We start from the raw sequence: 17,957 nt of genomic DNA, 5'->3' as shown, positions 1-17,957 counted from the left end.
CATCGGACGCGGTCTGCGCGTTTGCCTTGTGCGATCGCTAGTGTATTGCGTCGCCCTTGCGCTGTGCATTTTGCGAGATGAGGGAGTCTAATCTGGCGCTAACCCGGCTTCCGCTGGTCAAAGATTTAAAACAGCTTTTGCCACTGATCCTGCTTCTGCATATCTGCGCGTGTATTGACCTCGATCAGGACGCCACCAGGCGAGCGACAAAAAAATCGCGATCCGCGCGAGTTGTTGAAGACTTCCGTTTCCATGCGAACACCGCCCTCGAGAAATTCTTTGTAGAGGGTATGGACGTCATCCAGGCTATCGACCTCCAGCCCGAAGTGGAAGTTTTCGGGCCACGCCGGGACTTCCTCTTTGACGTGGTCCAGAACGATGTCAAAACCATTCCGTTTGAGCAGACAACTGTCCCCAACGGCAACAATCTCGCAGCCAAGGTATTGCTCGAAAAACGCAGCCGTCTCGGCTACGTTGGTTGTGGGAAAGCTCAGGTGATTCAGCTTCGCTTCTTTACGAAGATTCATGATCGGTCTCGCAGAAAGATGAAATGTTTTTGTGGTGGGTGGTCGCCAATCTGATCTGTGTGATCGGGCAGACCATGTGATTCCACAGAACCCATTTTGCGAGTAATTGCTCGATTCTGAAACTCGCATTGGATAGCACTGCCGCACTGCTGCGTAACGCAATGGTGGCGGGGCTTCGGGCCGTGTGCCGCAGCATCGATATGAACAATTGCTCGTATTTTTAGAAATCCGGACAGGTTCCGGTATTTCGGCCTCAAGATACGCACGCGAGCAACTGGGCGACCTGCGAGGACAGCGTCAGGCGGTCTGGGACGTCCGCTGTTTCCTGGCCCGCGCCCGTGCGGGCGGCTGATCCGTGATCCCGAGGTATCCGAATAAAGCGCGGCCCACACGAGATTCCAGCGCTCCGCGGTCCACTTCCCCACGCTCTCCCGCTCCATCTACGATGGCACGCAGAATGGCGAGGAGGTCGTCGGTTGCTACCTCGACGTTCAGTTGCGGCGGAATGTCCTCATGGGCCAGAATCTGTCGCATCAACTCGCCAAAAGCGGTTTTCAATGCCACCAGTTCATTGGCAATGGCCGGGCGGTTTTCCTCGAAATCGAGCGCGCGTGCAAGTGCAGGACGACGCAGTTGCTGATGTACCGAAACGGTAATCAAATACCTCAACGCCTGCTGACCGGTTGGCTGGCTCAGTGCGCCTCTAGCCTCCGCGAAGAACACGGCGCCCTCACGCTGACTCAGCGCAACGATAATGGCGTCTTTGCCAGGGAAGTACTGATACAAGGTGCCGACGCTAACGCCTGCGCGCTGCGCGACGACGTTGGTATTCAGGCCGTCCAGTCCTTTAGTTTCAAGTACCCGCGCCGCTGCCTCCAGAATGACAGCAACGGTCTGTTCCGCGCGGGATTGCTGTGGAATCTTTCGCGGCTTTAGTGATTGACGCCGATTTGTCGCCATGATCCGATCCGAAGAGAAGCGAGTATTCGCTCGGATTCTACAGCGTTAAGGATGACTCGTTTAGTAGCGGGCTGTCACCGTGGATCTGGAAGCGGCCACGCATGTGCGACTCGTATCGACAATCGGTCGCGGAGAGTTAGGCGTTTGCCCGCTCCACAGAGCCGCCCGCCGGATCAGTTCGCCTCACGCACCCAGTTGCCCCCATGCGCCGCGGCCTGTGCAGCGGGCGACGTCGCAAGATAAGCCAGCGCCTGCTCGGTGGAACCTTCGTGATGTGGCGTATAGCGCGGATTGAAATAGCGCAGCGCTGCCGCGATCATTTTCCAGAACGACGGCAGGCAACCGCGTCGCGCGCCGGCGCGCCAGGCGAGGATAAAGCCTCGGTACGTGCCGGCGCCGGGATCGCGCCGGTGCATGAAGCGTGCACCGCTGGTGAGAAAGTAGAGCAGAAGCATGACGGTCGAAAGCATGTGGAAGCAGCGTTCGAAATAGGTGCCGCCCATATGCCGGAAGATGTCGAAGGCTACGGTGCGATGCTCGACTTCTTCGGCGCCGTGCCATCGCAGCAGGTCGAGCATGGTTGGATCGGCATTGGCTGCATCGAGCCCGTCGGCATTGAGCACCCAGTTGCCGAGATAACCAAAAAAGTGTTCCAGCGCCGCGATGACACCAAGCTGCTGGCGCAGCCAGAAGCGTGTCTTGCCGATCTTCAGCCCAAGCGGTTGCTCGCCGAGCAGCTTGCCGAACAGCCAGTCGAGTTTCCGGGTGAAGGGTTGCGTGTCGATGCCGTGCGCCTTGTAGTAGTGCGTAAGGACCCCGCCGTGCGAGCGCGAATGCACCGCTTCCTGCCTGAGGAACCCTTGTGCGTCGTCATGCAACGCCGGGTCGGTGATGAGCGGCAGCGCCTTGTTGTAGACGCGGCAGAACCAGAGTTCGCCGGCGGGGAACAGCAGGTTCAGCACATTGATGACGTGCGTGCTCGACGGGTCACCGGGAATCCACTGGATGGGCGTTTGGCTCCAGTCGAACTTCACATGGCGTGCCCTGATCTTGTGTTGCGTGTGTTCCTGGGTCATGACGGTCTCCGGCGTCCGGTTGATGACGTCCGCGCTGATCTCAACGCGGCACCATGCTGATGCGGGCGAGCACCCGGCCTAGCCAGGGCAAGTGGCGCGAGATGAAACGCATGGAATGCGCTTCAATGCCGATCGCAATCACGGGCTTGTTGCGCAATACCGCGCGGAGCGCTGCCTTCGCGACCGTCTCGGGCAGCAGGCCGCGCAGTTGATAAAGCTTCGTGGCTTTCTGGCGCATGCGTTCCTGGTCCTGGACTGTGGTGCCGACATACTGGGTCGAGGCCATGATGCCGGTCTCGGCGAAGCCCGGGCAGATTGCGCTGACGCCGATACCGTATTCCGCGAGTTCTCCACGCATGCATTCGCTCAACATCAGCACGGCAGCCTTGGTGGTTGCATAGGCGGGGAGGTCGCGCGAGGGCGCGAAGGCTGCGGCTGAGGCGGTGTTGACAATGTGGCCGCCATTTCCGCGCTTGACCATCTGCCGGGAGAACAGGCGTGCGCCGTGAATGACGCCCCACAGGTTGACGTGAAGAATGCGCTCCCAGTCTTGTGCCGAGGTGTCGAGTACACCGCCTGCCATGCCAATGCCCGCGTTGTTGACCACGATATCGGCACCACCCAGCTCCGTTCCGACCCAGTCCGCCAACGCTTCCATCTGTTCGGCGCTGCCCACGTCGACCTTGCGTGCGTGGGCCTGTTGGCCCAACAGCCTGACCAGCGTGGCAGTGCGTTCCGCGCTTGCGGCGTCGATATCGACCGTCACCACGGACGCGCCTTGCTTCGCGAATTCCAGCGCAATGCATCGTCCAATGCCGCTGCCCGCGCCGGTCACGACCGCGAGCTTGCCGCCCAGCGATTTGCGTGGGGCACCCAATTGCGCGGCGTGCATACGGGCGCGTTGCAGGGTATCCGGTTCGGGGCCGCCTTCGGTGTGATTGATGAGATCCCGCACCATCTGCGCCATCTGTTCGGGATGGGTGACCGGCACCCAATGCCGCGCGATCAGTTCACGGCGCCAGTATGTCGGTACCCATCGCGAAAGATCTTCGGATAGCGCCGGGCTGACGTATTTGTCCAGCGTCGGCACGATCACCTGGACCGGTGCGTGCGCGTAGCGCTTGCGCGGCGTGAACAGGCAGCGGATGAAGTTGGCGCGGTACAGTGATACGCCGCGTATGCCGTCCTGCGTTTGTGTCGGGCGAGGTGCGATCGACGTCTTTTCCACACGACGAAGCACCCGCGGCCACGCGCGGCCGAGCCACAAGCGCCAGGTCAATCCAGGGAGCACCGGCAAGTGGAACAGCAGCACATACCAGGACCGCACCAGCTGACCCATGAGCTTGCCGATGGAGCGCGGCGTGGGGCGTAGCAGCCGCGCCCGTATCCAGTAAGCCACGTGGTCGAGGCACGGGCCGGAGCACGACGTGTACGAGGCAATGCGTCCACGCAAGCGCTCTTCGGTGACGAATTCCCAGCCCTGGATCGAGCCCCAGTCGTGCGCGACCAGATGGACGGCGCGTTGGGGGCTCACGGCGTCGATGACAGCGATAAAGTCGTCGGTGAGTTTGTCCAGGCGGTATGCCGATGTGCGCTTTGGCGCAGTGGATTGGCCCGCGCCGCGAACATCGTAGGTAACGACGTGGAAATCGTTTGCCAGCAGCGCGGCCAGTGCGTCCCAGACTTCGCTGTTGTCGGGGTAACCGTGCACCAGCATCACGGTGGGCCGGGCAGGGTCGCCCCACGCTTTGGCAGCGAGCGTTACGTCGCCCGAGCGCACCGTGAAACTGGTGGGACGTGCGGCCGGCGGCGCCTCGTAGAGCGTGGTCGGTACGGGTTCGGTCAGGAGTTGCATGTGCGCCTCCGTCATGCTGCGACCAACGCCTGGCTGCGCTGCGCCCAGCGGCGCACGTGCGGCAGGTCGTCGTCGAGCCAGTAGGCGTCGTCATCGGTGATGACCAGCAGTTCTTCGAACTTGGCGCCCACACCCTGAAAGCCGAGATGCGGCTCGACAGCCCACAGACCGGGCGTCGGCGCGTGATCGGAGCGGCGATCGATCGACCACAACGGCGACCAGCCTTCCTTCCTGCCTGCGCTAACCTGGTCGAGCACGAGATTGCGCGTGGCGTTCAGGCCGAAGCGCGCCACGAAGCGCGGCTTCGCGGGGTTATGCAGCTTCGCAACACGGTGCGCAAGCACCTTGAACGGATAGGCCTTGTGACGCGGCTCCACGCCTTGTTTTCTGCATAGCTGGTCGACCGCGCGGACTACGTCCGCAAGCGTGCGCCGTTGTTTCACCATGCTGACGATCAGTTCGCGGTGTTCGGCCAGGTCGTCTTTCAGTTGCTCGAGAATGGGATTCGTGCCGACGCAGGTGGCGTAGCCGACATCGGCGATGACACCGTTCAGCACCGGCGCCACGTCGAGAATGACCGGCATGTTTTCTTCCAGCCGGCGCGAACTCGGGAAAAAAGCCAGGTTGAAGCCGGCCATATGCGACAGCCCCGAAAACCCCTCGAAGGCGGTACGGTCGCCGAACCAGGCGAAGGGTTTGTGCAGCCAGTCACGCACGCCGTGATCCTGCAACCATTCGGTCAGCAGGCGAGCGGCGTCTTTTTCCGTCATGCCCGGCTGGAGCATTTCGCCGACGCTCTCGACGCACCGGTAGGCCAGTTGCTGGACTTCGCGGAACTGCGCCAGTTCGTCCACGTTGACGTCTGGAATGGCCTTATCACCCATACCTGCCTCCCGAATATGCTGTCCGACGGCGTACGGCGATCCGTCACGATGACATTTTTTATTGTTACATTGAACAATGTAATGATTGGATGCTACACCATGAGGTTCGCCCGTCCACTAGTTGTTTCCCCTGGGCTCGGTTGAAGACGACACGATCGCGGTCGATTTCATCGCGTGTCGTTCGTCGTGCTCATAGGATGGTGGTGCGGTGACGCCGGTCCGGGCGTCGTCGCTTTCCGCCCCTATTCGACTTTTAACCAGAAAGGAGCGCGTTCATGACTTACGTCGATGGATTTGTCGTGCCGGTAGCCACTATCGACCGCGAAAAGTACATAAAACAGGCTGCGATGGCCGCGGGCGTCTTTAAGGAGAACGGTGCGTTGCAGGTGGTCGAGTGCTGGGGAGACGACGTGCCGGAGGGAAAGCTGACTTCGTTTCCGATGGCCGTCAAACGCAAGGATGACGAAACGGTGGTGTTCTCGTGGGTTGTCTGGCCGTCGCGTCAGGTGCGGGATAAAGGCATGAAAGCCGTGATGGAGGATCCGCGGTTGCAGCCTGACGTGAATCCGATGCCTTTCGACGGCAAGCGGCTGATCTACGGTGGCTTCGAGGTAATCGTGGATGTGTGAGGGTCAAAGGAGGCGGCGCCGGCCGGAAATGATCAAGGTCCATTTCCATGCGGCCCGCCCCTCCGGCACAGCCTTTATCGCGTTTTAACGGCCGCGTCGGGCAGCAGGATTCGCCCGTCCACCTGACGGATGTCAGTGTGGCCGCAAAAGGCCATGGTGATGTCCAGTTCCTTCTGGATGATCTGCAGGCACTGCGTGACACCCGCCTCGCCCATCGCACCCAGGCCGTAAAGGAAACTGCGGCCGATCAGGGTTCCCCTGGCGCCGAGCGCAACGGCTTTCAGCACGTCCTGTCCGCTGCGGATGCCGCCATCCATCCACACCTCGATGCGTGAGCCGACCTCGCGCGCGATCTCGGGGAGTGCCGAGATCGAAGAGGGTGCGCCGTCGAGCTGACGGCCGCCGTGATTGGAAACGATCAGCGCGTCAGCGCCGCTGTCGGCGGCGAGGCGCGCATCTTCGACATCCATGATGCCTTTCAGAATGAGCTTGCCGCCCCACAGCTTCTTGACCCACTCGACGTCCGCCCAGCTCAGCGTGGGATCGAACTGCTCGGCGGTCCAGGAACCCAGGGACGACAGATCGCCCACGCCCTTTGCATGACCGACGATGTTGCCGAAGGTGCGTCGCCGCGTGCCGAGCATGCCGAGGCACCAGCGCGGCTTGGTTGCGAGGTTGATGAGGTTCGCGGGGGTCAATTTGGGCGGTGCCGACAGCCCGTTCTTGATGTCCTTGTGGCGTTGCCCGAGGATCTGCAGGTCCAGCGTCAGCATCAAGGCGCTGCATCGCGCTGCCCGAGCACGTTCGATCAATCGCACAATGAAATCGCGGTCGCGCATCATATAAAGCTGGAACCAGAACGGCTTGGTGGTTGCGGCGGCAACGTCCTCGATCGAGCAGATGCTCATGGTGGACAGGGTGAACGGCACGCCGAACTTTTCCGCTGCGCGCGCCGCGAGGATTTCGCCGTCGGCATGTTGCATGCCGGTCAATCCAGTCGGTGCGATCGCGACGGGCATGGCGGCTTCCTGGCCGACCATTTCCGTGCGTGTGCGGCGGCCGGTCATGTTGACCGCTACGCGCTGGCGCAGCTTCAACTGCTGGAAGTCGCTTTCATTGGCGCGGTAAGTACCTTCGGTCCACGAGCCACTGTCGGCGTAGTCGTAGAACATGCGTGGTACACGTCGTTGAGCAAGCTGGCGTAAATCTTCGATGCAAGTGATGGCAGGCACGGTTTCTCTCAGCGCAGGGAACAACGGCGAGTGTAGCAGCCACTACAGCCAGCCTGAAGGGTGACATTCAAAAGGCAACGCACGACGTCTCGCTTCTCAAAGTTTGAGACGTTCGATGCCAATCTCACGCGCCGTTGTGCTCTCGCAATACCCGCGCGACCGCTGCGACTGCACGCGCCACAACCTGCGCATTGGTTTGCCAGTTGCACACGGACACCCGCATGCGTCGCTGGCGGCGCGCTATCGCTGCATGGCGTGGGCAGCCGGGGCTGCGGCTACAACCAGCGCCAGATGCCCGCGGCCCAACCGGCGAAGGGGATATGCGCCCAGGTCGCAACGAGCCAGACGACGAGGCCGCCCAACAGCGCGTGCAAACCGAACCCGCCCAGCCGTGCACGGCCGGCGGCGATCGCGGCGAACGGCAGGTAGCTCGTCTTCGATTCCCATACGGGCCAGAGATCGGGCTGGAGCTGTTCCTTCTTCCGGTCCTGCAATGCGGCGCCGACGAGCGCGAGGAGGACGATAGCCGTTGCGACGATGATGTTTTTGGTCACCGGGAACACGGCGATGTGGCACAGCCCCCAGAGTGCGAACGACCACATCATCGGGTGACGCGTCACCGCGTATACGCCGAGCGCCGCATCCGGGAACGCACTGGGCCGCCCGCCGGTGGGGAGCGCCGGGTTACGGATCAGGGAGCCCATCAGGAGGATCGACGCGATCAGCATGAGCACGGTCACGATCGCCCAGAGCCCGTTTCCGACCGGCCATAGTGATTCCGTCAGGGGCGCCTTTCGATAGGCCACGATCAGCCAGCCGAGCGTCAGGAAAGCAACCAGCGAATAGACGCCGAGGAACCCCACTTCGCCGATTGCGGCGACCAAACGCTTGCGCAGCGGATGGGACAAGACAAAGTGACTACCCACGAAGGCGATTGCCGCTGCTGCAACTGCGTTGGTGCTTCCCATTGGCCCGGCTCCTCAAGTCATGTCGCCGGCTGACCGTATTGCCTATTGTCGACGGCGTGGTACAGGAATTTTCAGTTGCCCTTGCCTTTGATCTTACCCCAACGGAACTTGAAAAAATGACGGTTGCGTCGCGCTTCACGTTCCCTCTCAACGTGATTTCCGCTGTCGCACCGCCGCATCTCATTGCACCGGTTGCGTGTCGGGAAGCGCGTCAGCGCTTCCCGACTTCACCCCACCATCACCATGGCAGCGAGTAGGTCTTCGTATTGGTGAAGCTCTTCATGGCCTCCTGCACCCCTTCCTTGTAACCGAGTCCCGAGTCTTTTACGCCGCCGAACGGCGTGAGTTCAAGCCGGTAACCGGGCACTTCACGTACATTCACGCTGCCCACTTCCAGTTCGGTGATGAACCGCGTGATGTAGTCGAAACGGTTCGTGCAGACCGACGACGACAGCGCGTAGTCCGTGCAGTTCGACATGCGGATCGCTTCGTCGATGTTGGCAAAGCGCATGATCGGCGACACCGGTCCGAACGTCTCGTACTTGACGAGCGGCATGTCGGGCGTGACACGGTCAACCACCGTCGGCGAGTAAAGTGCGCCATCGCGGACGTTGCCCGCAAGCAGACGGGCGCCGCGCGACAAGGCGTCGTTGACCTGGCGTTCGCAGAACTGCGCGGCGGCTTCGTCGATGACCGTTCCCATATCGACTGAACTATCCGCCGGATTGCCATATTTCCAGGCGCGTGTCTTTTCCACGACCAGATCCGTGAAGCGGTCGGCAACCGCCTCATGTACCAGCATGCGCTTGATGGCGGTGCAACGCTGGCCCGAATTCTTGTATGAACCCGATACGGCGAGCGAACTGGCTTCGTCGAGATCGGCGTCCTCCATCACGATGATCGGGTCGTTGCCGCCCAGTTCGAGCACGGCACGCCGGTAGCCCATTCGCGAGGCAATCGATTTGCCGATCGAGACACCGCCGGTGAACGTGATGAGATCGACAGCGGGGTTCGTGATCAGCTCGTCGGCAATGACGCTCGGGTCACCCGTCAACACCTGAAGCATTTGCACCGGCAAGCCCGCTTCATAAAGGATGTCGGCAAGCAGATAGCATGACAGCGGCACTTTCTCCGAGGGTTTCACGACGATGCGATTGTTCGTGGCAATCGACGGCACAATCTTGTGCGCGACCTGATTCATCGGATGGTTGAACGGCGTAATCGCGGAGATCACGCCCAGCAGCGGATCGCGTTGCGTGTAGACGCGCCGTTTCTTGCCGTGAGGCGTGAGGTCGCACGAGAAGATCTGGCCGTCGTCTTTCAGCACTTCGCCGGCGCCGAACACCAGCACGTCCGCGACGCGGCCTGCTTCGTAGATCGAATCCTTCTTGCACAAGCCGGCTTCCGCCGTGATGACGGCGGCGATTTCTTCGGTGCGTGCCCGCACGGCATCGGCCGCGCGACGCAGGATCGCGGCACGCTCATAGCGCGTCAGCGTGGGACGGTATGCACGTGCGAATTCGAACGCGTGCCGCACGTCTTCGAGTGTCGCTTTCGGCACGGTACCGACGAGCGAGCCATCGTAAGGGTTGCGTACTTCGATCACTTCGTCGCGAAAGATTTTTTCGCCGCCGATACGCAGCGCTTCATGACGCACCTGCAATTGAGTCTTGATTTCAGCAACAGCATTCATTTCTGATCCCCGTTCATTGAAGGTGATTGAGCGCGATATCGATGATGTCGAAGTTGCGCAGTCGTGCCCGCTGCGTGACCGACTTCGCGACCGGCTGATTGAACAGGAGCGGCACGATCTGCTCGGCAAGGCCGCCGTGCGAGCGCAGCGGCACGTCGAGTCCGGACAGATCGTGCTTGATGCGTCGCGTGCCGAGCACCACGTCGCGCGTTGAGATCACGATGAGGTCGCCCATGCGCGCAGGCGGAAGTTCGAAGCGTGCGCAGCCTTCAGCACCCGTCAGCACGACTTCGATGCCGGGTTCCGCTGCAAGCCGGAGGCGCATTGCTTCGAGGTCGACTGAGGCGGGCAGATAGACCGTCGCGAACGATCCGAGCGCGCCGTGATGCACGACGTAGGGATCCGTGATCGGCAAGATCACGCGGGCAGCGTCTTCGCCGAGCCATTCGTCGAAGCGCTCCTGCAGATAGATCACATTGGGCTCGCCGTCTTCGTTGTGCTTCGCATTCATGCCGTGGTCGGCGGTGAGCGCGACGATCGCACCCAGTTCGTCGAGCCGCTGCAGATAGCCGTCCATCATCTGATAGAACGCGTTCGCACCGGGGGTGCCGGGGGCGCACTTGTGCTGCACATAGTCGGTGGTCGACAGGTACATCAGGTCGATGTCGCGGGTTTCGAGCAGCCGGACACCGGCCGCGAAGACGAACTCGGACAGCTCCGCGCTATAGACGCTCGGCACCGGCTTGCCGACCAGTTCGATCAGGTTGTCGATACCGTTCTCCTCGAGCGTCGCTTCGTCGGCTTTCTCCGCCGAGAAGCAGACGCCCTTCAGACCCTTGCCGAGCAGCCGGCGCAGTTTGTCTTTTGCCGTGACCACCGCAACGTTCGCGCCCTGGTCGGCGAAACCGGCGAGCACGGTAGGGGCGACCAGGTACTTTGGATCGTTCATCAGCACCTCGGTGCCGCTGTCGCGATCGAAAAAGTAGTTGCCGCTAATGCCATGCACAGCGGGCGGCACGCCCGTCACGATCGACAGATTGTTCGGGTTCGTGAAGCTCGGCACGACGCAGTCGCCCTTGAGCGAAGTGCCGGGATGCAGCAGCTTGCCAATAAAGGGCGCGACCCCGGCCGCAGCCGCCAGCTCCAGATATTCATATGCGCAGCCGTCCACGCAGACCACGACGACGGGTCTGCGCATCCAGTTGTAGCTGCGGCCGTTCACTTCAATAGAAACCGGTGTTTCGCTCATGACATGTCCTCTGGGCTAGGGTAATTCGGGTGATGACGATGCGGCGTTGTGTGGCAAAGTGTGGCAATACTTGACATTAAAATTGATACTTTGTAGATTGTCAACAACAGACAACAATTTACACACATTCTCAGGGGTGGTCGTCTGGAGGGTTGCAACACGCAGTAGTCCCGTAGCACCGGTCGTTTTCGTCGCTGGCCGCGACGCCACTTTTGAAGGGGTCTGGAAATGAAGGAAAAGTCGGGGTTTAAAGGTTGCAGAGGTCGTCTGAATCTGGCGCTGCGCTGTCTGGTCGCCACCGCCGTGACGCTCGGCGCGGTTCAGTTCGCGTACGCAAAAACGCAGTTGCTGGTCTATACGGCGCTCGAAGACGAAGCGATGAAGCCCTATAAAGACGCGTTCGAAAAGGCCAATCCGGACATCGAAATCCGTTGGGTTCGCGATTCGACCGGCGCGGTCACCGCCAAGCTGATCGCCGAAAAGAGCAATCCGCGGGCCGACGTGGTGCTCGGACTCGCGGCATCCAGCCTGACGCTGCTCGATCTGCAGGGCATGCTGATGCCCTACGCGCCGAAGGGGTTCGACAGTCTGACGCGCAAGTACAGCGACGCGAACACGCCGCCGCATTGGGTCGGCATGGACGTATGGGGTGCGACGGTCTGCTACAACCGCATCGAAGCGGAGAAGCGCCATCTGCCTAAGCCGACCTCATGGGAAGACCTGACCAAGCCGATCTATAAGGGCATGGTCGTGATGCCGAGCCCGGTGTCGTCCGGCACCGGCTATCTGGACGTGACGTCATGGCTGCAAACGTTCGGCGCCGACAAGGGCTGGAAATACATGGATGCGCTGGACAAGAACGTCGCGCAATACGTGCACTCAGGCTCGAAGCCCTGCACGCTGGCGGGCACCGGCGAATTTCCGATCGGTATCTCGTTCGAATTCCGCGGCCACGAGTTGCAGGCGCAAGGCGCCCCCATCGACCTGATCTTCCCGAAAGAAGGGCTGGGCTGGGACATGGAAGCGACCGGCATCATGAAAACGACAAAGCAGCCGGAAGCGGCCAAAAAACTCGCGGACTTTATGGCCAGCAAAGAGGCCAATGAAATCACCGCGCAATGGTGGGCGATCGTTGCGTACCCGGGTGTCGCGAAGAAACTCTCGGGCATCCCCGATAACTATTCGGAATTGCTCGTGAAGAACGATTTCACATGGTCCGCAAAGAACCGCGACGCAATTCTCGCGGACTGGCAAAAACGCTACGGCGACAAGGAACAGAAATAAGGCCGGGTTCAGCCAGGTGTAGACGAGCGCCGGGCCGCGCGCTGCGCGGCCCCGAACGATGCGGTGATGCAACGGCAGTGCATCGTCGCCATGCAGATAAGCGGTACCGGAGGAGATGATGACAGCGTATTTGAGCGTGCAGCAGGTCTATAAGCGGTTCAACGACACGCCGGTTCTGGAGGACATCAATCTTGGCGTGAAGAAGGGAGAGATGCTCTGCTTTCTCGGCCCGTCGGGATGTGGCAAGACCACCTTGCTGCGGATCATTGCCGGACTGGAAACACAGAGCGCCGGCCAGATCACGCAGGACGGTCGCGATATTTCGCGGCTGCCGCCTCAGCTTCGCGATTACGGCATTGTGTTTCAGTCGTATGCACTGTTTCCGAATCTGACCATCTTCGACAACGTGGCCTATGGCCTTGTGAATCGCAGGATGAAGCGCGCGGCGATCGCCGACCGTGTGAACGAACTGCTCGCACTGGTGGGCTTGCCGGATGCGCAGCGCAAGCATCCGAACCAGTTGTCGGGTGGCCAGCAGCAACGTATCGCGCTGGCGCGCGCGCTGGCCACGTCACCGGGGCTGCTGTTGCTCGACGAGCCGCTCTCGGCACTCGACGCACGAGTGCGTGTGCGCCTGCGTCAGGAAATCCGCCAGTTGCAGCAACGCCTCGGCGTGACCACGATCATGGTGACGCACGATCAGGAAGAAGCGCTTTCGATGGCCGATCGGATCGTGGTGATGAATCAAGGCGTGATCGAGCAGATCGGTACGCCCCACGAAATCTATCGCGAACCGGCATCGCCGTTCGTTGCCGATTTCATCGGCAAGGTCAATCTGATTCCGGCTGAAGTGGCGCACGACGGCAGTCTCAAGGCGGGCTCCATCGCGCTGCGCTACGGGTGCGGATCGGAGCGTGCGATCCTGGGTTCGAAAGTGTCGGCGTTCGTGCGCCCGGAAGACATTCACCTCAGCGCGCCGGGTAGTGAGGCAGACAACCTGCTGCCTGCCTCGGTCGAAAAACTGGAATTTCTCGGCGCGTTCTGCCGGGTCAGCTTCAAGGTGGACGGGCTCGGCGAGCAGGAGGTCGTCGCCGACCTGTCGTTCCATGAAATGAATCGTACCCGCCTGCAACCGGGGTCGCGTTTCAATCTGGCCATCAACCGGGAACACGTATGCGTCTTCTCCGCCGCGAAGGAGCGACTTCAATGAGCGCCGTTCTGATCGAGCGCCGCAGCGGCGAGGAAGGTCACGCTGAGGTGCGCCAGAAGAGTCATTGGCATGACCGGATCGCGCAGTTGGCCCTCCTGCTGATGTCCGCGTTTCTCGGCATGTTTCTGCTGGTGCCGCTGGGACTGGTCATAGGGAAATGTTTCGTCGATGCGGATGGCCATTTCGTCGGACTCGCCAATTTCAGCGGCTATCTGGTGGATTCGGGCGTGTGGAGGTCGACACTGCATTCGGTCACGGTTGCCTGCCTCGTGACGGTGATCGTGATTCCGATGGCTTTTACGTTTGCGTACGCACTGACCCGCTCGTGCATGCCGATGAAGAACGCCGTCCGCACCGTCGCGCTGCTTCCACTGCTCGCGCCGACGCTGCTGTCCGCGGTGTCGTTCATCTACTGGTTCGGTAACTCGGGCATCCTGAAACCTTTGCTTCATGGGCACTCGATCTATGGGCTGCCGGGCATCGTATGCAGTCTGGTCTATGCCTCGTTTCCACACGTGCTGATGATTCTCGTGACGGCGCTGTCGCTGTCCGACGGCCGCTTATACGAAGCGGCCGAAGCGATGGGCACACGCCGCACACGCAAATTCTTCACGATCACGCTGCCGGGCGCGAAGTATGGGCTGATCAGCGCGACGATGGTGTCGTTCACGATCTGCATCAACGACTTCGGCGTGCCGGTGGTGATCGGCGGACCTTATTCGGTGCTTTCCACCGACATCTATAAGCTCATCATCGGCTTGCAGGACTTCAACCGGAGTGCGGTGGTCAGCCTGCTGCTGCTCTGTCCGGCGCTGGTTGCGTTCGCCGTCGACTTCTTCATTCGCCGCAAGCAGCAATCGCAACTCGGCGCGCGCTCGACGCCGTATCAGCCGAAGCCCACGCGTGGCTTCGATATGGCGATGCTCGGGTACTGCGGCTTTGTCTGCCTGCTGCTGTTGGCGGTGGTCGGCATTTCGGTGTTCGCTTCGTTCGTGAAATTCTGGCCGTATCAGATGAGCCTCGGCTTGCAGCACTACAAGATGGGACTGATCGGCGCGGGGATCTTCGATGCCTACAAGAACAGCCTGAAAATGGCTGCATGCGTGGCGATCGGCGGCACCATCATCGTGTTCGGCGGCGCATATCTCGTCGAGAAGACGCGTGGGCCGCGCTGGTTACGCGGCTTTATCAATCTGTGCGCGATCCTGCCGATGGGCGTGCCGGGTCTCGTGCTCGGCATCAGCTACATCTTTCTGTTCAACTCGCCCTCCAACCCGTTGAACGGCCTTTACGGCACGCTCGCGCTGCTCGCGATCGTTACGGTGGTGCACTACTACTCGTCCAGTCACCTGACTGCGGTTACCGCGCTTCGTCAGATCGACAACGAGTTCGAAGCGGTCTCGGCTTCGCTGAAAGTGCCTTTCTACAAGACGTTTTTTCGCGTCACCGTGCCTGTGTGCCTGCCGTCGATCCTGCAGATCGCGCGCTATCTGTTCGTCAACGGCATGACAACCGTATCGGCAGTCGCGTTTCTCTATTCCCCCGACACGCAGCCGGCCTCCGTCGCCATTCTCAATCTCGACGACGCCGGACAGATTGGACCGGCGGCCGCGATGGCTACGCTGGTCCTCGTGACGGCCGCGTTCGCCTGTTTGCTGTTTGCCGGCGTGTCGCATGGCGTATTACGCAGAACCCAGGCTTGGCGCACGTCGCGCCGTGGCTGAAACGAGTCTTCATCAAGATCTATAAGGAGCTACTGTGAATCTGCCCTCCCAGCCCATTCTGCTCACCCCTGGTCCGCTCACGACCTCCGACCGTACGCGCGAGGCTATGTTGCGCGACTGGGGATCGTGGGACGGTGACTTCAATCAGATCACTGCCCGTGTCCGCCAGCAGACGCTGCGCATCGTGCATGGCGAAGACACGCATGAATGCGTGCCCTTGCAAGGCAGTGGCACGTTCTCGGTCGAAGCCGCGATCGGCACGCTGGTGCCGCGCGACGGCCATGTACTGGTGCCGAACAACGGCGCGTATTGCCAGCGGATCGCGAAGATTTGCAAGGCGCTCGGCCGTCGTCACCAGACCCTCGACTATCCCGAAGACACGCAGGTCAAGGCGGCGGACGTCGATCGCGCACTAGCGGCCGATCCGGGCATCACGCACGTTGCGCTGGTGCATTGCGAAACCGGCGCCGGGGTGCTCAATCCGCTGCATGAGATCGCCGTGGTTGTCGCCAGGCATGGCCGCAGTCTGATTATCGACGCGATGAGCTCGTTCGGCGCAATCGACATCGACGCGCGCGAAACGCCATTCGATGCTGTCGTGGCCGCCTCCGGGAAATGTCTGGAAGGGGTGCCCGGCATGGGCTTCGTGATCATTCGCCGCAGCACGCTGGAGCAATGCGAGGGCAACAGTCCTTCACTCGCCATGGATCTGTACGATCAGTGGGCCTACATGAACCGCACGACGCAGTGGCGCTTCACGCCGCCCACCCACGTCGTCGCGGCACTGGATCAGGCGATCGCGCAATACGTGGAAGAGGGCGGTCTCGAAGCGCGCGGCGCGCGCTATACCAACAATTGCCGGGCGCTGATCGAAGGCATGGCCGCGCTCGGTTTTCGAACCTTCCTCGCCCCGGCGATTCAGGCGCCGATCATCGTCACATTCCATGCGCCTGACGATCCGAAGTACGACTTCAAGACGTTCTACGCGGAAGTGAAAAAACGCGGCTATATCCTGTATCCGGGCAAGCTCACCCAGCTGGAAACATTCCGTGTCGGCTGTATTGGACACTTCGGCGAATCCGGCATCCCGGGTGCGGTCGCCGCTATCGCCGATACGCTGAAGGCGATGGGGATCACGCGGGTATCGGTGCAAGCGCTGGCCTGAGTTGGTCTGACCATATCCATGCCCATGTGCGAAGGCTTCTTTCCGTAGGATCGGGGAGAAGCTTTTTTTCACTGCGTGGCGTTAAACCGTTGTATCAATGCGAGCAATTCATGCGTCCGTTCTGGATTGAACAAGCACTCTTTGCCGATGGTTCACTGGCGCCCGCACTGCAAGGCACGACCACTGCCGATGTTTGCATTGTGGGTGGTGGTTTCACGGGTTTATGGACAGCCATCCAGGCGAAACAGAAGAAACCCGATCTCGACATTGTGATCATCGAGAGCGACCTGTGCGGCGCGGGCGCAAGCGGCCGCAACGGCGGCTGCCTGCTGACGTGGTCGACGAAGTTCTTCACGCTGCGGCGTCTGTTTGGCCAGGCCGAAGCCATCCGCCTGGTGAAAGCGTCCGAAGCTGCTGTTGGGCGGATTCACGACTTCTGCGTCGAGCACGATGTGGATGCCGAGCTTCGGCTTGACGGCACGCTTTACACCGCGACTTCGCGCGCGCAAATCGGCCTGCTCGATCCGGTAATCACCGCGCTGAGCGAGCATGGCATCAATTCGTATCAACATCTCTCGCCGGACGAAGTGGCGAACCGTTCAGGTTCTGCGCGCAATCTCGGCGGCGTGTATTCGCCGGTCGCGGCAACGGTTCATCCAGGCAAACTCGTGCGCGGCTTGCGGCGCGTCGCGATCGAAATGGGGATTCGTATTTACGAACGCACGCCGATGCTCGACTTTACTTCCGGCGAATGCGTGACCGTGCACACGCCGGCTGGCAGCGTGACGGCTTCCAAAATGGTGCTCGCGATCAACGCGTGGATGGCGAGCCGCTTCCGGCAGTTCGAACGCACGCTTGCAGTTGTCTCCAGCGACATGATCGTCACCGAGAAATGCCCGGAGTTGCTGCATCAGATGGGCTTGAAAGACGGTGTATCCGTACTCGACTCACGCATCTTCGTTTACTACTATCGCAGCACGGCAGACGGCCGGCTCATGCTCGGCAAGGGCGGCAATACGTTTGCCTGGCGTGGCCGGATCGCGCCGGTGTTCGATCAGCGCTCGCCGTATGAAGCGGATCTGACGCGCAGCCTGCACGACTTCTTCCCGGCGTTGCGCGACGTGCCGGTGACGGCGAGCTGGAATGGTCCGTCGGATCGGTCGGTCACCGGCTTTCCGTTTTTCGGCCGGCTCGACGACGCGCCGAACGTGCTCTATGGATTTGGCTATTCCGGTAACGGTGTTGGACCGACCTATATGGGCGGACAGATCCTGTCTTCGCTGTTGCTCGAACTCGACAACGAATGGACGCGCAGCCCGTTGACGACCGGACCGTTGGGCTATTTCCCGCCCGAACCGATCCGGTTCGTCGGCTCGATTACCGTACGCGACGCGATTCGTCGCAAGGAACGCGCGGAAGACGAAGATCGGGAGCCCTAGCTAGTCGACCGATTGCTCAGCAAGCTCGCAAACGCTGCCGGGAAGTCGGATAAAGCGTAGAA

At 61.1% G+C, this 17,957-nt stretch carries 15 protein-coding genes; 6 read left to right on the top strand and 9 right to left on the bottom strand.

From position 1 onward, the window contains the following. Positions 1-125 precede the first annotated feature (125 nt). The 5 genes from PQR40_RS13290 to PQR40_RS13270 form a co-directional block, all read right to left on the bottom strand. A complete protein-coding gene (locus tag PQR40_RS13290; RefSeq protein WP_408229278.1) occupies positions 126-527 on the bottom strand; it encodes a VOC family protein in 402 nt (133 codons plus the stop codon). 297 nt (positions 528-824) lie between these two features. Continuing rightward, positions 825-1,487, bottom strand: coding sequence for a TetR/AcrR family transcriptional regulator (locus PQR40_RS13285; RefSeq protein ID WP_408509143.1), 663 nt, complete (start codon positions 1,485-1,487; stop codon positions 825-827). Positions 1,488-1,660: 173 nt separating this feature from the next. Next, entirely contained in the window at positions 1,661-2,563 is a 903-nt protein-coding gene (locus PQR40_RS13280) for a metal-dependent hydrolase (RefSeq protein ID WP_408229272.1), read from the bottom strand. A gap of 40 nt (positions 2,564-2,603) precedes the next feature. Then, the gene (locus PQR40_RS13275) at positions 2,604-4,418 is read right to left on the bottom strand and encodes an SDR family oxidoreductase (protein ID WP_408509142.1); all 1,815 of its coding nucleotides are present in this window, start codon (positions 4,416-4,418) and stop codon (positions 2,604-2,606) included. Positions 4,419-4,429: 11 nt separating this feature from the next. Continuing rightward, positions 4,430-5,302, bottom strand: coding sequence for a M24 family metallopeptidase (locus tag PQR40_RS13270; protein ID WP_408509141.1), 873 nt, complete (start codon positions 5,300-5,302; stop codon positions 4,430-4,432). A 275-nt stretch (positions 5,303-5,577) separates the two neighbouring features. On the opposite strand from PQR40_RS13270, the gene PQR40_RS13265 reads away from it, so the two are divergent. After that, complete coding sequence (locus PQR40_RS13265; RefSeq protein ID WP_408392867.1) at positions 5,578-5,931, top strand: DUF1428 domain-containing protein; 354 nt, start codon at positions 5,578-5,580, stop codon at positions 5,929-5,931. A gap of 74 nt (positions 5,932-6,005) precedes the next feature. Here the strand turns inward: PQR40_RS13265 and PQR40_RS13260 are convergent, their stop codons facing one another. From PQR40_RS13260 to phnA, 4 genes are all read right to left on the bottom strand, one after another. Then, the gene (locus tag PQR40_RS13260; RefSeq protein WP_408509140.1) at positions 6,006-7,187 is read right to left on the bottom strand and encodes an alpha-hydroxy acid oxidase; all 1,182 of its coding nucleotides are present in this window, start codon (positions 7,185-7,187) and stop codon (positions 6,006-6,008) included. 251 nt (positions 7,188-7,438) lie between these two features. Next, positions 7,439-8,131, bottom strand: coding sequence for an NnrU family protein (locus PQR40_RS13255; RefSeq protein ID WP_408229260.1), 693 nt, complete (start codon positions 8,129-8,131; stop codon positions 7,439-7,441). Between the two features lie 238 nt (positions 8,132-8,369). Further along, positions 8,370-9,824: a phosphonoacetaldehyde dehydrogenase gene (gene phnY / locus PQR40_RS13250; protein ID WP_408229257.1), complete on the bottom strand. Its 1,455-nt coding sequence runs from the start codon at positions 9,822-9,824 to the stop codon at positions 8,370-8,372. Positions 9,825-9,837: 13 nt separating this feature from the next. Further along, positions 9,838-11,073 (bottom strand): phosphonoacetate hydrolase, encoded by a 1,236-nt coding sequence (gene phnA, locus PQR40_RS13245; protein ID WP_408336220.1) that lies wholly within the window; start codon positions 11,071-11,073, stop codon positions 9,838-9,840. 228 nt (positions 11,074-11,301) lie between these two features. Here phnA and PQR40_RS13240 point away from each other — a divergent pair, with 228 nt between their 5' ends. The 5 genes from PQR40_RS13240 to PQR40_RS13220 all read left to right on the top strand — a co-directional run bounded on the left by PQR40_RS13240 (position 11,302) and on the right by PQR40_RS13220 (position 17,895). Further along, positions 11,302-12,357 carry a putative 2-aminoethylphosphonate ABC transporter substrate-binding protein gene (locus PQR40_RS13240; RefSeq protein ID WP_408229251.1) on the top strand — a complete coding sequence of 352 codons (1,056 nt, stop codon included), beginning with the start codon at positions 11,302-11,304 and terminating at the stop codon, positions 12,355-12,357. Positions 12,358-12,475: 118 nt separating this feature from the next. Further along, a complete protein-coding gene (locus tag PQR40_RS13235; protein ID WP_408229248.1) occupies positions 12,476-13,567 on the top strand; it encodes a putative 2-aminoethylphosphonate ABC transporter ATP-binding protein in 1,092 nt (363 codons plus the stop codon). Further along, positions 13,564-15,291: a putative 2-aminoethylphosphonate ABC transporter permease subunit gene (locus PQR40_RS13230; RefSeq protein ID WP_408336223.1), complete on the top strand. Its 1,728-nt coding sequence runs from the start codon at positions 13,564-13,566 to the stop codon at positions 15,289-15,291. The genes PQR40_RS13235 and PQR40_RS13230 overlap by 4 nt, the downstream gene beginning before the upstream one ends. A gap of 34 nt (positions 15,292-15,325) precedes the next feature. Further along, positions 15,326-16,456: a 2-aminoethylphosphonate--pyruvate transaminase gene (locus tag PQR40_RS13225; RefSeq protein ID WP_408509139.1), complete on the top strand. Its 1,131-nt coding sequence runs from the start codon at positions 15,326-15,328 to the stop codon at positions 16,454-16,456. Positions 16,457-16,566: 110 nt separating this feature from the next. Next, positions 16,567-17,895 carry an FAD-dependent oxidoreductase gene (locus tag PQR40_RS13220; protein WP_408509138.1) on the top strand — a complete coding sequence of 443 codons (1,329 nt, stop codon included), beginning with the start codon at positions 16,567-16,569 and terminating at the stop codon, positions 17,893-17,895. The last annotated feature ends 62 nt before the right edge of the window (positions 17,896-17,957 follow it).

The sequence above is a fragment of the Paraburkholderia sediminicola genome, assembly GCF_046026855.1.
Taxonomy (GTDB): Bacteria; Pseudomonadota; Gammaproteobacteria; order Burkholderiales; family Burkholderiaceae; genus Paraburkholderia; species Paraburkholderia sediminicola_A.
The sequence above is the reverse complement of the archived record's forward strand: the minus strand, read 5'-3'. Positions and strand labels throughout refer to the sequence as shown.

What these genes read in the sequence shown, in the direction of transcription:
- PQR40_RS13220 (WP_408509138.1), top strand. Translation starts at nt 16,567, where the DNA reads ATGCGTCCGTTCTGGATTGAACAAGCACTCTTTGCCGATGGTTCACTG.
- PQR40_RS13240 (WP_408229251.1), top strand. Translation starts at nt 11,302, where the DNA reads ATGAAGGAAAAGTCGGGGTTTAAAGGTTGCAGAGGTCGTCTGAATCTG.
- PQR40_RS13280 (WP_408229272.1), bottom strand. Translation starts at nt 2,563, where the DNA reads ATGACCCAGGAACACACGCAACACAAGATCAGGGCACGCCATGTGAAG.
- PQR40_RS13270 (WP_408509141.1), bottom strand. Translation starts at nt 5,302, where the DNA reads ATGGGTGATAAGGCCATTCCAGACGTCAACGTGGACGAACTGGCGCAG.
- PQR40_RS13230 (WP_408336223.1), top strand. Translation starts at nt 13,564, where the DNA reads ATGAGCGCCGTTCTGATCGAGCGCCGCAGCGGCGAGGAAGGTCACGCT.
- PQR40_RS13275 (WP_408509142.1), bottom strand. Translation starts at nt 4,418, where the DNA reads ATGCAACTCCTGACCGAACCCGTACCGACCACGCTCTACGAGGCGCCG.
- PQR40_RS13290 (WP_408229278.1), bottom strand. Translation starts at nt 527, where the DNA reads ATGAATCTTCGTAAAGAAGCGAAGCTGAATCACCTGAGCTTTCCCACA.
- PQR40_RS13285 (WP_408509143.1), bottom strand. Translation starts at nt 1,487, where the DNA reads ATGGCGACAAATCGGCGTCAATCACTAAAGCCGCGAAAGATTCCACAG.
- phnA (WP_408336220.1), bottom strand. Translation starts at nt 11,073, where the DNA reads ATGAGCGAAACACCGGTTTCTATTGAAGTGAACGGCCGCAGCTACAAC.
- phnY (WP_408229257.1), bottom strand. Translation starts at nt 9,824, where the DNA reads ATGAATGCTGTTGCTGAAATCAAGACTCAATTGCAGGTGCGTCATGAA.
- PQR40_RS13255 (WP_408229260.1), bottom strand. Translation starts at nt 8,131, where the DNA reads ATGGGAAGCACCAACGCAGTTGCAGCAGCGGCAATCGCCTTCGTGGGT.
- PQR40_RS13235 (WP_408229248.1), top strand. Translation starts at nt 12,476, where the DNA reads ATGACAGCGTATTTGAGCGTGCAGCAGGTCTATAAGCGGTTCAACGAC.
- PQR40_RS13265 (WP_408392867.1), top strand. Translation starts at nt 5,578, where the DNA reads ATGACTTACGTCGATGGATTTGTCGTGCCGGTAGCCACTATCGACCGC.